The following is a 13,796-nucleotide window of genomic DNA, read 5'->3' as shown; positions in this document are numbered from 1 at the left end:
CTGGAGGTCCGAACCCACACCTGTTGAAAAAGGTCGGGATGAGTTGTGCCTAGGGGTGAAAGGCCAATCAAACTCGGAGATAGCTGGTTCTCCGCGAAAGCTATTTAGGTAGCGCGTCATCCGAATACCCCGGGGGGTAGAGCACTGGATGGGTAATGGGGCCCCACAGGCTTACTGATCCTAACCAAACTCCGAATACCCGGGAGTACTAGATGGCAGACACACGGCGGGTGCTAACGTCCGTCGTGGAGAGGGAAACAACCCTGACCTACAGCTAAGGCCCCCAATTCGTGGCTAAGTGGGAAAGCAGGTGGGACGACCAAAACAACCAGGAGGTTGGCTTAGAAGCAGCCATCCTTTAAAGATAGCGTAACAGCTCACTGGTCTAAATAAGTTGTCCTGCGGCGAAGATGTAACGGGGCTCAAGCCACGAGCCGAAGCTTAGGACTGCATATGCAGTGGTAGCGGAGCGTAGTGTGAAAAAACACCTGTCCTCTTCTATCGCATCCCTGAACGGACGCCTATGGCGTCAAGTAGCGAAGCGATAGCGCAGGATAAGGTGTTTGCTGTGAAGCCGGGCTGTGAGGCACCGGTGGAGCGATCACTAGCGAGAATGATGACATGAGTAGCGACAAGGAGGGTGAGAGACCCTCCCGCCGAAAGTCCAAGGGTTCCTGCTTAAAGCTAATCTGAGCAGGGTAAGCCGGCCCCTAAGGCGAGGCTGAAAAGCGTAGCCGATGGGAACCACGTTAATATTCGTGGGCCAGGAGGATGTGACGGATCGCAGGTGTGGTGAGACCTTATCGGATTGGTCTTGCCGCTGAGCGGTTCCTGGAAATAGCCCTCCATCAGACCGTACCCTAAACCGACACAGGTGGACTGGTAGAGAATACCAAGGCGCTTGAGAGAACGATGTTGAAGGAACTCGGCAAAATGCCTCCGTAAGTTCGCGAGAAGGAGGCCCGGTTCGTGGGCAACCATGGGCCGGGGGCACAAACTAGGGGGTGGCGACTGTTTACTAAAAACACAGGGCTCTGCGAAGTCGCAAGACGACGTATAGGGTCTGACGCCTGCCCGGTGCCGGAAGGTTAAAAGGAGGGGTGCAAGCTCCGAATTGAAGCCCCGGTAAACGGCGGCCGTAACTATAACGGTCCTAAGGTAGCGAAATTCCTTGTCGGGTAAGTTCCGACCTGCACGAATGGCGTAACGACTTCCCCGCTGTCTCCAACATCGACTCAGCGAAATTGAATTGCCTGTCAAGATGCAGGCTTCCCGCGGTTAGACGGAAAGACCCCGTGCACCTTCACTACAGCTTCACACTGGCATCAGGCATGCGATGTGCAGGATAGGTGGTAGGCTTTGAAACCAGGACGCCAGTTCTGGTGGAGCCTCCCTTGAGATACCACCCTTCTCCTGCTTGATGTCTAACCGCGGTCCGTTATCCGGATCCGGGACCCTGTGTGGCGGGTAGTTTGACTGGGGCGGTCGCCTCCCAAATAGTAACGGAGGCGCGCGAAGGTTGGCTCAGAGCGGTCGGAAATCGCTCGTTGAGTGCAATGGCAGAAGCCAGCCTGACTGCAAGACTGACAAGTCGAGCAGAGACGAAAGTCGGCCATAGTGATCCGGTGGTCCCGAGTGGAAGGGCCATCGCTCAACGGATAAAAGGTACGCCGGGGATAACAGGCTGATACTGCCCAAGAGTCCATATCGACGGCAGTGTTTGGCACCTCGATGTCGGCTCATCTCATCCTGGGGCTGGAGCAGGTCCCAAGGGTACGGCTGTTCGCCGTTTAAAGAGGTACGTGAGCTGGGTTTAGAACGTCGTGAGACAGTTCGGTCCCTATCTTCCGTGGGTGTAGGATACTTGAGAGGAGTTGCCCCTAGTACGAGAGGACCGGGGTGAACGATCCACTGGTGGACCTGTTGTCGTGCCAACGGCAGTGCAGGGTAGCTATGATCGGACAGGATAACCGCTGAAGGCATCTAAGCGGGAAGCCCCCCTCAAAACAAGGTATCCCTTGAGGACCGTGGTAGACCACCACGTCGATAGGCCGGAGATGTAAGCGCAGCAATGCGTTCAGTTGACCGGTACTAATTGTCCGATAGGCTTGATTTGATCCAGTAATAGCCAAGCTATACTGCTCAAAAGCAACACATCCCCAGTGTACGCGACTTGGAATATGGCTCTTCCTCGGTTTGGTGGTCATAGCACGAGCAAAACACCCGGCTCCATTCCGAACCCGGCCGTTAAGTGCCGTCGCGCCGATGGTACTGCGTCTCAAGACGTGGGAGAGTAGGTCGCCGCCAAACCTAGAAAGAGCCATGTAACTCTCAATACGATATCTCGTCCCAATACCGATAAACCAATGGGACGAAACCCCTGTGCACTCAAAAGCACAGTATTGGCGCGGGGTGGAGCAGCCCGGTAGCTCGTCAGGCTCATAACCTGAAGGTCGTAGGTTCAAATCCTACCCCCGCAACCAACACTAACTCTCCAATACTATCAATGCCTTCCAGCCGATCCCCTTCCGTGGAACCGGCCATTGTCGCCGGCGTCAGGGCCTTCGCACCTGTCGCAAGACGCAGAAGACCCGCCAACGCCCCGTGAAGCTCGATCATCAGGCCTTCCCCCTCCGCAGCCGGTGTCAGAACGATCCGGTCCACAAGCGCCCGAAGCGCCTCCTTCGCCTCTTCCATCCCCGCGGCGTCCCCGAGACCGCGGATCAGTGCGCCCACCCGGTCCCGGTAAGTCAGCGCCATCGACGGATGAAACCGGACTGGGCCGGAGGCCGGGACCGAGGAAAGCGCCGCCTCCAACTCTCTGCGCCGCGCATCGAGCGCCAGCATCCGGTCCTTTACCTGCTCCGCCGGGATCCCGGCCACGATCGCGTCCACAAGCTTTGCGTGGCTGCCTCTCACGCGCGCCAGCTCCTTTTCCAGGTTGCCTCGACCGGCCAAACCCGCAGACTCTCGTTATGAATGAAGGACTCAAAGGGGGCAGGTCAGGGCCCCTCTGTTTCAGCCCGAAGGCTGGTCAGGCCAGCATCTGGCAATCGCCGCAGACCGAGATCGCTTGTCCGGAAATCGTGCGTCCCCGCGCGCTGGTCAGGAACAGGATCTGGTCGGCGATCTGCTCGGGCTGGACATAGTCCTTGAGCGAGGTGCGTGAGAAGGCCTCTTCCTCGGCCTCGGCAAAGGAGAGGCCGCGCCGCTGGGCTCTGGCCTCCAGAACCCTGCGCTGGCGATCTCCGGCGACGATGCCGGGAAGGATTGCGTTGCAACGGATGCCGTCACGCCCCAGTTCGATCGAAAGGGATTTGGTGAAGCCGATCACCCCCCATTTTGCCGCCGAATAGGGCGTCCGGAGGGCAAATCCCAACCTGCCGGCGAGCGAGGACAGGTTGATGATCGATGCATTGGCGCTTTGGCGAAGCGCCGGAACGGCGTGACGCACGCAATGGAATTGAGATGTCAGGCAGACGGACAGGCATGTCTCCCAGTCGGCAGGGTCGATGTCTTCGACCGGCCCGGTGGGGCCTGCGATCCCCGCATTGTTCACGAGCACGTCGAGCCCGCCCAGATGCTCGAGGGCGGCGGTCATGAAATCCGCGATCTGACCGGCATCGCCCATATCCGTTCTCTGGCGAAAGACCCCTGCAGGAAGCGTCTCGAGCGCAGATGCGTCGATGTCGCAGGTTGCCACGCGGGCGCCCTCGGCCAGATAGGCCTCGACGATGGCGCGGCCGATGCCCTGCGCCCCCGCGGTCACAAGAACCCGCGTTCCTTCGAGATCCAGCTTCATGATATGATCCTCCTTCTGTTGTCCTGCTGATCCATCCCCGCATGGGCACGGATGAATTCCGAGGCGAAGCGGATATCCTCCGAGATCGCCTGTGCCGCGGTGTCTCCGTCGCGTGCCAGAAGCGCCTCGCACAGCATCCGATGATGCCTGCGGGAATGGTGGCCGCGGGAATGCGCGCTTTGCTGTTCGGGGGGAAGACCTGCCTCGACGCCGATGTCGAAATTGATGATCGGCCCGGCCTTGAGCCAGAGCATGGTGATCAGCTGCATCAGGTTGTCCGAGCCTGCCGCGCGATAGACCGCGAAATGCAGATCCTTGTTCGCCGCCACGGCGGCCGCGCTTCCATAGGCGCGGTCCAGCACTTCCTCGAACCGCTCGGCCAGGGCGATGATGCCCGCGATCTCGGTCTTCGAGCTTCGCTCGGCGGCGAGCCGGGCCGCCTGGCCCTCGTTCAGCATCCGGACCTGGGTCAGATCCGCGAATTCTGCCGCCGTCATCAGGGGCACCATGACCGCCCGCTTGGGGCTGACCTCGAGGGCTCCGCTGGCGGCCAGGCGACTCACCGCCTCGCGAACCGGCATCATCGAGACCTCGAGCCGGTCGGCAAGATCGCGCATCGACAAGCGGTCGCGCGGCCGCAGCGCCCCGGATAACAGCATCTCGCTCAGGGTATCGAAGGCCTGCTCCGAAAGCGTCTTCCGACGCACCGGTCGAATTTGGTCAAGCGGCTGGGTCATAAATTCGAACACTCCGGTTGACGGTTCGATGTTTGCTCTGCAACTGTGATCTCAGATCACAACGAATCGGGACGAAGTGCAACTTCGATCTGAGGAGGAGGCGGAATATCGGTCATCGAACCGGTTCCCCGATCCGTTGTGGTCTGAAGAACGGTTCCAGGGAGGGAAACCATGACGACGACGAACTCGACCCGCAGGGGCTTCCTGCGGACAGGTGCGGCCGGCCTGGCGCTGGGCGTGGCGGCCCCGACCTACCTGCGCGCCCAGTCCGCGCCGCTCAGGATCGGTCATCTGACGCCGACCACGGGCTTTCTCGGCCCTCTCGGCGAATATGCGCAGATGGGGATCAAGCTGGCGGTCCAGCATATCAACGACACGGGCGGGGCCGGCGGGCGGCAGGTCGAGCTGGTCATGGAGGACAGCGTCAACCCGCAGACCGCATCGACCAAGGCCGAGCGCATGTTCGAGCGCGACCGGGTCGACATGATCATCGGCGAGATCTCGTCGGCCTCCTGCCTGACGATCAGCCAGGTCGCCGCGCGCTACAAGAAGTGCTTCGTAAATACCGGCGGCAATTCCGACAGCCTGCGCGGCAAGGACTGCAACCGCTACATGTTCCATGTCGAGACGCAGAACTCGATGTATGTGAATGCCGAGGGCGAGTTCTTCGACAAGAAGGGGCTCGTTGACGGCAAGAACTGGTACACGATGAGCGCGGACTATGCCTTCGGCCACGATCTTCTGGCCGCGGCAAAGGCCTTCCTGGAGGCGAATGGCGGCAATCTGGTCGGCGACGAGCTGGTGCCGACCGATGCCACCGATTTCTCGTCCTATCTGCTGAAGATCCGTCAGGCAGAGCCGGATGTCGTCGCGCTCAACCTCGCGGGCACGCAGATCACGAATTTCTTCAAGCAATATGGCGAGTTCGGGCTCGACTTCACGCTGGGCGGCTTCGGCTTCGACACGGTGTCGGCCTGGGCGGCGGGGGCGCAGAACTTCCGCGGCACCTGGCCCAATGTCTGGAACCACCGCGTCGAGAACGATGCCAGTCAGGCCTTCGTCAGGGCCTTTGTCGAGGCCTATGGCAAGCCTCCGGAAAACCAGGCCTGGGGCGACTATAATGCCGGGCTGATCATGGCCAGGGCCGTTGCCGAGGCAGGCGATGCCGGCGGCAATGCGCTGGTCGACTATCTGGAAAGCCCGGATGCGCAATTCGACCTGATGAAGACCCGCAAGGGCTATTTCCGCCCCTCGGATCACCAGCTGATCCAGGAGGTCTATGCCATCACCGCCCTGCCTGCGGACGAGGTGCAGAACGAGTGGGACATCTTCACCACCTCGGATCCCCTGCCCGGACCCGACCGGCCGCTCGAGACGCTGGCCCATAGCGTGACCGGCGGCACCTGCACGTTCTGAGGCTGCCCGGGGCGGGGGGCACCGGCCGCCCGCCCGATTTTTCGAAAACAGGACACGGGGAGGTATCGCACCGCCATGTTGGGGCTATTCGTTGCTCAGGTGCTGAACGGGCTGCTGGACGGGACCTATTACCTGCTGATCGCGCTGGGACTGTCGCTGATCTTTTCGCTTGGGGGGATCATCAACCTCGCGCATGGGGCCTTCTTCGCGATCGGCGCCTATCTGGCGATCACGATCGCGCCCTTTGCCGGGTTCTTCGGAGCGCTGGTGCTGGTTCCGCTTCTGGTGGCGGGGCTTGGCATGGCGACCGAGCGGACGCTGTTCACCAGGTTCTACCGGGCCGATCCGCTTTATTCGCTGCTGCTGACATTCGGCCTTGCCATGCTGATCGAGCAGGGGCTGCGCTGGATCTTCGGTGCCTCGCCGCAAAGCTTCAACATGCCCGAGATCCTGCGCGGGCAGGTCTTTCTGGGAGACTTCGTCTATTCGCGCTACAGGATCTTCCTGATCGTCGTCGCGGTGGTCGCGGTTGCCGGGCTCTGGGTGCTGCTGAACCGGACCGCCTTCGGCCGGATCGTGCGCGCGGGCGTGCAGAACCCCGAGATCGTCGGCGCGCTCGGCATCTCGCTGCGTCCCTACCTGTCGGTCGTGGCGGGCATCGGCATCGGCCTTGCGGGGCTGGCCGGCGTCCTTTTGGCGCCGATCTACACGATCCATCCGGCGATGGGGGCCGAGATCATCACGCTGGCCTTCGTCGTCGTCGTGATCGGCGGGCTCGGATCCTTCTGGGGGGTCATCATCGCCGCGATACTGGTCGGGCTGACCAAGGGGCTGCTGGTCGCCGTCGGCCTCTCGGCCTGGTCCACCGCCGCCATCTACCTGTTGATGTTCATCGTCCTGATGCTGCGCCCGCGCGGCCTGCTGGGCGAACGCATCCTCCGTTTCGAGTAGGTCCCCATGACCCGCATCCATCCGCTTCTGATCGCGGGCGCCGCGTTGATCGTGCTGCCCTTCGCCATCCAGGCCGCGGGCCTGACATTCACATCGGCCACCGAGGTCGTGGTCTACGGCCTGGCCTGCATGGGGCTCAACGTCCTTGCCGGGCGGACCGGTCTCTTCAGCTTCGGGCATGGCGCCTGGTTCGGGCTGGGGGCCTATGTCGCCGGACTGACCTCGCTTGCGATGGGAGGCGCCTTCTGGCTGCCCCTGCTGGTCGCGGTCGGCGCCACGGCACTGATCGCGGCGGGGTTCGGCTCTGTCATGCTGCGCCGCTCGGGGGTCTATTTCTCGCTGATGACGCTGGCGCTCTCCGCGCTGGGCTTCTCCATAGCCTTTCGCTGGACAGAGGTGACGGGGGGCGAGAACGGGCTGGGCGGGATCGGCCGGCCGTCTTTCGCGGGCCTCGATTTCGAGATGTCAGAGCCCTATTACTGGCTGGTCGCGGCCATCGCCTTCGCCGTGCTGGTTCTGCTCTGGCGGGTCAACAACTCGCCCCTCGGAACCGTGCTCAGGGCGATCCGCGAGAACGAGCAGCGCACGCGCTTTCTCGGCTACAGGGTCGACCGTTACAAGCTGGCGGCCTTCATGCTCTCGGCCTCGATCACTGCGCTGGCGGGCGTGCTTCTGCTGTACAAGAACCGCATGACCTCGGCCGAACCGATGTCCGTGGTCTTCTCGGGCGAGTTGCTGGCCATGGTCGTGATCGGCGGCATGCGCGGCTTTCTCGGCCCGGCGCTGGGCGCGCTGTTCTATATCCTCTTCCGCGAATATCTCTCGATCTACACCGACAACTGGCTGTTCTGGTTCGGCCTCGTCTTCGTGGGCTTCGTCCTCTTCGCCCATAACGGGCTGATCGGCATTCCCGGCCAGATCCGGCGCCATCTGCGCCCGCCGCCGGAAACCCATGCGGCCATGGCGGGACGCAAGGCCGAGACCCATCCGCTTCCGGCCTTCCTGAAGCCCACCGATCATGTCGACGGGCCGCTTTTGGTGGCTGACGGGATCTCGAAATATTTCGGCGGCTTCAAGGCGGTGGACGAGGTCAGCATCTCGGTTCGCGACCGTTCGCTTCATGCGCTGATCGGGCCCAACGGCGCGGGCAAGACCACCGCCTTCAACCTTCTTTCGGGGCTTTACGAACCCAGTTCGGGCAGCCTGACCCTTGCCGGCGCGCCCTTGTCGGGGCGCACCCCCGAAGAGGTCTCGGCGGCCGGGATCGGGCGGAGCTTCCAGATCACCAACCTGTTTCCCTCGCTCAGCGTGCGCGAGAACGTGCGCCTCGCGGTGCAGGCGGCCTCGCCCAGGCGGATGAACCCGCTGATCCGCGCCGACGGGCTGGACGAGGTCAATGACCAGACCGCGCAGATCCTCGACTATGCCGGGCTCGCGGGGATGGAAACGGCCGAGGCTGCGTCGCTGTCCTATGGCGGGCAGCGCCTGCTGGATCTGGGGCTGGCGCTTGGAAACCATCCGCGCATCCTGCTGGCCGACGAGCCGCTGGCGGGGCTGTCGGTGGCGGAACGCGAACGGATCGGGCGGCTGCTGAAGGCGCTGTCGGCCGATATTCCTGTCCTGCTGGTCGAACATGACATCGACCGCGTCTTCGAACTGGCCGACCGCGTGACGGTGATGAACGAGGGCCATGTTCTGCTTGACGGAACGGTCGAAGAGACCCGCTCCGATCCGCGCGTGCAGGAGGTCTATATCGGCTCGGGCACCTCGGCAGTGGCAGCAAGGCCCCGGATCAGCGCGGCCCAGGACACCGTTCTGCTGTCGCTTGACGGGGTGAATGTCAGCTATGGCAAGAGCCATATCCTGCATGATGTCAGCTTCGATCTGCGGCAGGGCGAGATCCTTGCCCTTCTGGGCCGGAACGGCGCGGGCAAGTCGACGCTGCTGAAGGCCCTGATCGGCATCGCGCCGGTCGGCAGCGGCGAAATCCGGCTGGATGGCACGGTGGTGTCCGGCCTGTCCTCGGCAGAGATGGCGCGGGCGGGCATTTCCTACGTGCCGCAGGGGCGCGGCCTGTTCGCCGGGATGTCGGTCGGCGAGAACCTAGAGCTTGGCCGGATCAAGCGTCGGCAGGGCCGGGGCGTTCACTGGAGCGACGAGCGCATCTTTTCCTATTTCCCGCGCCTGAAGGAGCGGATCGACACGCCCGCCGACTATCTGTCGGGGGGCGAGCAGCAGATGGCCGCCGTGGCGCGCGCGCTTGCCGGCGATACCCGCGTTCTTCTGCTGGACGAGCCGTTCGAGGGGCTGTCGCCCGCCGTGGTCGAACAGCTTTTCGAAACCTTCGACCGTCTGCGGCAGGAGGTGTCTATCGTCATCGTCGATCACAATCTCGACCTCGCGCTCACCCTGTCGGACCGGACGGTGGCGCTTGAGCGGGGCAGCATCATCCATGACGGCCCCTCTGCCGCGCTGGCGACCGATATCGACCTGCGCCGCAAGGTGCTGTGGCTCTGAGAAAGGACATCCCATGACGGAAACGGTAGCCATCGTCGGCGCGGGCCTGATCGGCCGGTCCTGGGCCGCGCTGTTCGCGCGCGGCGGGTGCGATGTGCGGGTCTGGGACCCGGATGCAAAGGTTCTCGACCGCTTTCGGGCCGATATGGAGACGCTTTGCGAGACGATGTCGGCAGAGGGCCTGCTGGATGATCCGGCGGCAACGCTTGCCCGGATCGGGATCTGCCCGACCCTCGAGGAGGCCGTGGCGGAGGCTGTCCATGTGCAGGAGAACGGGCCCGAGCGGATCGAGGTCAAGCAGGAGCTTTTCGCGCGGCTCGACGCGGCCTGCCCGGAGGCGGCCGTCATCGCCTCCTCGACCTCGGCCATCGTGCCCTCCCGCTTCACGGCCGGTCTGCCGGGCCGGGCCCGCTGTCTGGTCGCCCATCCGGTGAACCCGCCGCATCTGATCCCGGTCGTCGAGCTCTGTCCCGCGCCCTGGACTGCGACGGAAGCGCTCGACCGGGCCGAGGCGCTCTATGCCCGGATCGGCCAGGTCCCGGTGCGCATGACACGGGAACGCGACGGCTTCGTGCTGAACCGGCTGCAGGGCGCGCTTCTGGGCGAGGCGCTGCGGCTTCTGGGCGAAGGCGTGGTCGGCGTCGAGGGGCTCGATGCCACGATCCGGCATGGGCTCGGCCTGCGCTGGGCCCTGATGGGGCCGATCGAGACCATCGACCTGAACGCACCGGACGGGCTTGTCGACTATGTCGCCCGCTATGGCGATTTCTATGCCGATATCGTCGCCGAGCCGCTGGGACGCGAGGTGTTCTCGGTCGAGACCGCCAGCCGGATCGCGGCGTCCTGGGCGCAGGATCGCGACCCGCAGGATATCCGCAGACGGCAGGACCGGCGCGACAGGCGGCTTGCCGCCCTGCGGCGGCACCTTGCCTCCGAAACGACCCAACCCTCAGGAGCTTAGAATGGCCAAACCCCGCAAGGTGATCATCACCTGCGCCGTCACCGGCGCGATCCACACGCCGTCGATGTCAGAGTTCCTGCCGGTCACGCCGGCCGAGATCGCGGAGGCCGCAATCGGCGCTGCCAAGGCGGGCGCGGCTGTCGTGCATCTGCATGCCCGCGACCCCCGGGACGGCCGTCCCGACCAGTCGCCCGAGGCCTTCGCGCCCTTTCTCGGGGTCATCAAGCAGGCGTCGGATTGCGTGGTGAACATCACCACCGGCGGCGCGCCGACCATGAGCATCGAGGAACGTGTGCGCCCGGCCGAGACCCACCGGCCCGAGATCGCCTCGCTGAACATGGGCAGCATGAATTTCGGGCTCTTCCCGATGCTCAAGCGCTTTCCCGAGCTGAAGCACCAATGGGAGCGCGATTATGTCGGCAACAAGAACATCATCTTCAACAATGCCTTCGGACAGATCGAATATATCCTGACGACGCTGGGACCGCTCGGCACCAAGTTCGAATTCGAATGCTATGACACGGCCCATCTCTACAATCTAAAACACTTCCTCGACGAAGGGCTGGTCGAGGGGCCCCTGTTCATCCAGACGGTTTTCGGCCTGATGGGCGGGATCGGCGCGCATCCCGATGACGTCATGCACATGAAACGCACGGCCGACCGGCTGTTCGGCGACCGGTATATCTGGTCCGTGCTCGGTGCCGGCAAGAACCAGCTTCCGATTGCCGCGATGGCCGCCGCGATGGGGGGCAATATCCGCGTCGGGCTTGAGGATTCGCTCTGGATCGGCCCCGGCCAGTTCGCGCAAAGCAATGCCGAGCAGGTCGCCAAGGCCTGCCAGATCATCGAGGGTCTGGGGCTCGCCCCCGCCACCCCCGACGAGGCGCGGGAGATGCTTGCCCTCAAGGGCGCGGAAAGGGTCGGCTTCTAGGCCGGCCGGCGTTTTCGGCGGTATCGCGTCATCGCCGGAAGGGGGGCGCCTATGGGCCGCGATCTCTTCGGCCATCGCCGCGATACCGGCCCTGTTGCCGTGCAGGCTGGCGATGCCGGGCCTCCGGTCATGGACCGGTCCGCCCGGCAGCTCGGGCGGGCTTGCCCCGGGCAGCCTGCCCTCGGGATCACACGGCGCGATGATGCTGCCCGCGACGGTGGCGTACCGCCAGTCTTGCCTGCGCACCCTCGGTCGGTGCGCATCGGTCAGACGCGCGCTCCGGCAGATTGTCGGGAAGTCCTGGACCAGAGCCCTTCTAGCAGGCAGGCCTCGGGGCTGGAGATGCAGCATTCGCTCCGGCCGACGGACGGGACCGGCCTGGCCGGTGATCCGCCCGAGGCCGAACCAGCCTCGGGCGATGCCGACGATCTCTCGGCTCGGGACAGGCGACCGGGACCGTCTTGGCTGCCGTGACCCGGATGGTCTCAGACATCGGCGATACAGACCTGTCGCTGGATGCCAAGCCCGTCGACGCCCAACTCGACCCGGTCGCCGGGCTTCAGATAACGCGGCGGGGTCATGCCGAGACCGACGCCCGGAGGCGTGCCGGTCGAGATGATGTCGCCCGGCTCGAGCGTCATGAACCGGCTCAGATAGCTGATCAGGTGGGCAACGCCGAAGACCATGGTCCGGGTCGAGCCGTTCTGCACCTTCTCGCCGTTCACGCAGAGCCAGAGCCCCAGCTCCTGCGGGTCGCCCGCCTCGTCCGGAGTGACAAGCCAGGGTCCGATCTGCCCGAAATTGTCACAGGACTTGCCCTTGACCCATTGCCCGCCGCGCTCGGTCTGGAACGCCCGTTCGGATACGTCGTTGACGACGCAATAGCCCGCGACATGGTCCAGCGCCGCCTCCTCGGAGACGTATTTCGCGTGCTTGCCGATCACGACGCCCAGCTCCACTTCCCAGTCGGTCTTTTCCGAGCCGCGCGGAATGATGATCGGGTCGTCGGGGCCGCAGATCGCGCTGGTGGCCTTCATGAAAAGCACCGGCTCCTCGGGCACGGCCATGCCGCTTTCGGCGGCGTGATCGGCATAGTTCAGGCCGATGCCCATGAACTTGCGCGTGCCCGCGACGCAGGCGCCGATCCGGGGAGAGCCCTCGACGACCGGCAGGGTCGAGATGTCGATATCGGCGAACCGTCCGAGATTGCCCAGCACCTCGCCGCCAAGATCGCCGATCAGCCCGGACAGATCGCGGATCTTGCCATCGGCATCGAGAAGGCCGGGGCGTTCATTGCCACGCGGGCCATAGCGCAGGAATTTCATGTCTCTCTCTCCTCGTCTTCCGGATCGGCCGGGGCCGTTTGCGGATAATGCGCGCCGCTTTCCGGCGCAGAGCCCTTCCGGGCCGACGTCCCGGTCAGACCATCAACCGGCCATCATTCACATACAAGGGGGACCCGTGATGTCCCCGGCTCGGCGGCAAAGCAAAAGCGCGGTCCTCCCGGCCAGTTCGCCGAAGGCGGCATAGCGTCCGGTCTGGATCGCCCGGCGGACGTCTGGAAGCTGCTCTTCGGTGATGCCGCTGCGCCGGATCGCCCGCACCGGGCGCCACCGCGTCGAGGAACACGCGAGGGGCCGCGCCCCGATTCCGGCCAGAGATTTCATCGGCGCTGCCATGTCCATCGCAGGGGCGGTCGGGTCGTGCAGCCCGCTGCTGAAGGCGCCATGGCTGGTGCAAGGCGAGATCCGGCCTGCGCCACAGGCCTGCCCCGGCGCCGGCGCGGCCCGGGTCCGATCTGGTTGACCGAGGCTCTCAGTTCGATCTTGCTTGCGATCACCCTGTCGGGCGGGCGGTGCTTCGGCAGGCCCGCGCAATTGAGCAGGCCCGTGAAGCGGGGCATCGGCATCCGGCGCCGCGACCAGTGCCTGGCCGGCCGCGAAATCGGCCGGATCGGGCCGTTCGGTCCCGGGTGACCGGCCGGGCCCGGCTTTTCGGGACCGGTCGGGCCGCTTATCATCCTGCGGTCCGGCAGGCCCACGGACGTCCTCGGCCCGGCTGCTCGGATAGATTTCAACGCAGCCTCGTCGCTGTCCCGGCCATGATCGATCAGCCGGCCGACAGAGTGCGCGGGCGGGGCAGGAGCGATCTTGCCGTCATCGCCATTGCGGGTGATGGCATTGTCGAATTCTTGCTCAGCTCCCTTCGGCATGTCGGTCGCGAGAAGGCCCGGAACGAAGTCATGCCACCGGATGCGCCCGGCACCATGATCGTCGTCAACCGACCATCGGCTTCGATCATGCCCGGGCCTCGAAGACCGGCAGGCCGGACCAGGGCCCGCATTCCTCGACCGACCCGTCGCGCTTCGCCATGCGGACCGTCACGGCGCATGCGCCTGCGGCCGCCGCCGGTCCTTCCGGTTGGGGATCCATGCTCGGCCAGGGACAGGTTTTGTCATTTCCGTCGCATGAGAAAAGCCGA

General features: G+C 64.3%; 10 protein-coding genes, 1 tRNA gene and 2 rRNA genes (1 of these 13 cut by a window edge). 9 read left to right on the top strand and 4 right to left on the bottom strand.

Annotated features, from left to right (window positions below; genetic code table 11):
* The 3 genes from B5V46_RS17850 to B5V46_RS17840 all read left to right on the top strand — a co-directional run.
* A 23S ribosomal RNA gene (locus B5V46_RS17850) occupies window positions 1–2,116 on the top strand; it begins 744 nt to the left of the window's first position.
* Between the two features lie 79 nt (window positions 2,117–2,195).
* Window positions 2,196–2,310: ribosomal RNA gene (gene rrf / locus B5V46_RS17845) — 5S ribosomal RNA — on the top strand.
* Between the two features lie 96 nt (window positions 2,311–2,406).
* Window positions 2,407–2,483 (top strand) — tRNA-Met (locus tag B5V46_RS17840).
* A gap of 551 nt (window positions 2,484–3,034) precedes the next feature.
* On the opposite strand, the gene B5V46_RS17835 is transcribed toward B5V46_RS17840, so the two are convergent.
* Both B5V46_RS17835 and B5V46_RS17830 read right to left on the bottom strand, forming a co-directional pair.
* Window positions 3,035–3,802 carry an SDR family oxidoreductase gene (locus B5V46_RS17835; protein ID WP_080617836.1) on the bottom strand — a complete coding sequence of 256 codons (768 nt, stop codon included), beginning with the start codon at window positions 3,800–3,802 and terminating at the stop codon, window positions 3,035–3,037.
* Window positions 3,799–4,509: a GntR family transcriptional regulator gene (locus tag B5V46_RS17830; RefSeq protein ID WP_196774291.1), complete on the bottom strand. Its 711-nt coding sequence runs from the start codon at window positions 4,507–4,509 to the stop codon at window positions 3,799–3,801. Before B5V46_RS17830 ends, B5V46_RS17835 begins: the two co-directional genes overlap by 4 nt.
* Before the next feature lie 201 nt (window positions 4,510–4,710).
* Between B5V46_RS17830 and B5V46_RS17825 the strand changes: the two genes are divergently transcribed.
* The 5 genes from B5V46_RS17825 (at window position 4,711) to B5V46_RS17805 (ending at window position 11,315) form a co-directional block, all read left to right on the top strand.
* Window positions 4,711–5,955 (top strand): ABC transporter substrate-binding protein, encoded by a 1,245-nt coding sequence (locus B5V46_RS17825; protein WP_080617834.1) that lies wholly within the window; start codon window positions 4,711–4,713, stop codon window positions 5,953–5,955.
* Window positions 5,956–6,030: 75 nt separating this feature from the next.
* Window positions 6,031–6,906: a branched-chain amino acid ABC transporter permease gene (locus B5V46_RS17820; RefSeq protein ID WP_080617833.1), complete on the top strand. Its 876-nt coding sequence runs from the start codon at window positions 6,031–6,033 to the stop codon at window positions 6,904–6,906.
* Between the two features lie 6 nt (window positions 6,907–6,912).
* A complete protein-coding gene (locus B5V46_RS17815; protein ID WP_080617832.1) occupies window positions 6,913–9,423 on the top strand; it encodes a branched-chain amino acid ABC transporter ATP-binding protein/permease in 2,511 nt (836 codons plus the stop codon).
* Between the two features lie 13 nt (window positions 9,424–9,436).
* A complete protein-coding gene (locus B5V46_RS17810) occupies window positions 9,437–10,384 on the top strand; it encodes a 3-hydroxyacyl-CoA dehydrogenase (protein WP_080617831.1) in 948 nt (315 codons plus the stop codon).
* A 1-nt stretch (window position 10,385) separates the two neighbouring features.
* Window positions 10,386–11,315 (top strand): 3-keto-5-aminohexanoate cleavage protein, encoded by a 930-nt coding sequence (locus B5V46_RS17805; RefSeq protein WP_080617830.1) that lies wholly within the window; start codon window positions 10,386–10,388, stop codon window positions 11,313–11,315.
* Window positions 11,316–11,800: 485 nt separating this feature from the next.
* Here the strand turns inward: B5V46_RS17805 and B5V46_RS17800 are convergent, their stop codons facing one another.
* Window positions 11,801–12,640, bottom strand: coding sequence for a fumarylacetoacetate hydrolase family protein (locus tag B5V46_RS17800; RefSeq protein WP_080617829.1), 840 nt, complete (start codon window positions 12,638–12,640; stop codon window positions 11,801–11,803).
* Between the two features lie 477 nt (window positions 12,641–13,117).
* Here B5V46_RS17800 and B5V46_RS20035 point away from each other — a divergent pair, with 477 nt between their 5' ends.
* Window positions 13,118–13,291 (top strand): hypothetical protein, encoded by a 174-nt coding sequence (locus tag B5V46_RS20035; protein WP_155774124.1) that lies wholly within the window; start codon window positions 13,118–13,120, stop codon window positions 13,289–13,291.
* Window positions 13,292–13,612: 321 nt separating this feature from the next.
* On the opposite strand, the gene B5V46_RS20695 is transcribed toward B5V46_RS20035, so the two are convergent.
* Window positions 13,613–13,747: a hypothetical protein gene (locus tag B5V46_RS20695; protein ID WP_255377934.1), complete on the bottom strand. Its 135-nt coding sequence runs from the start codon at window positions 13,745–13,747 to the stop codon at window positions 13,613–13,615.
* Between the last annotated feature and the right edge of the window lie 49 nt (window positions 13,748–13,796).

It is taken from the genome of Rhodovulum sp. MB263 (assembly GCF_002073975.1).
GTDB lineage: Bacteria > Pseudomonadota > Alphaproteobacteria > Rhodobacterales > Rhodobacteraceae > Rhodovulum.
Note: the sequence above shows the minus strand (reverse complement) of the source record. Positions and strands in the feature narration are given on the sequence as shown.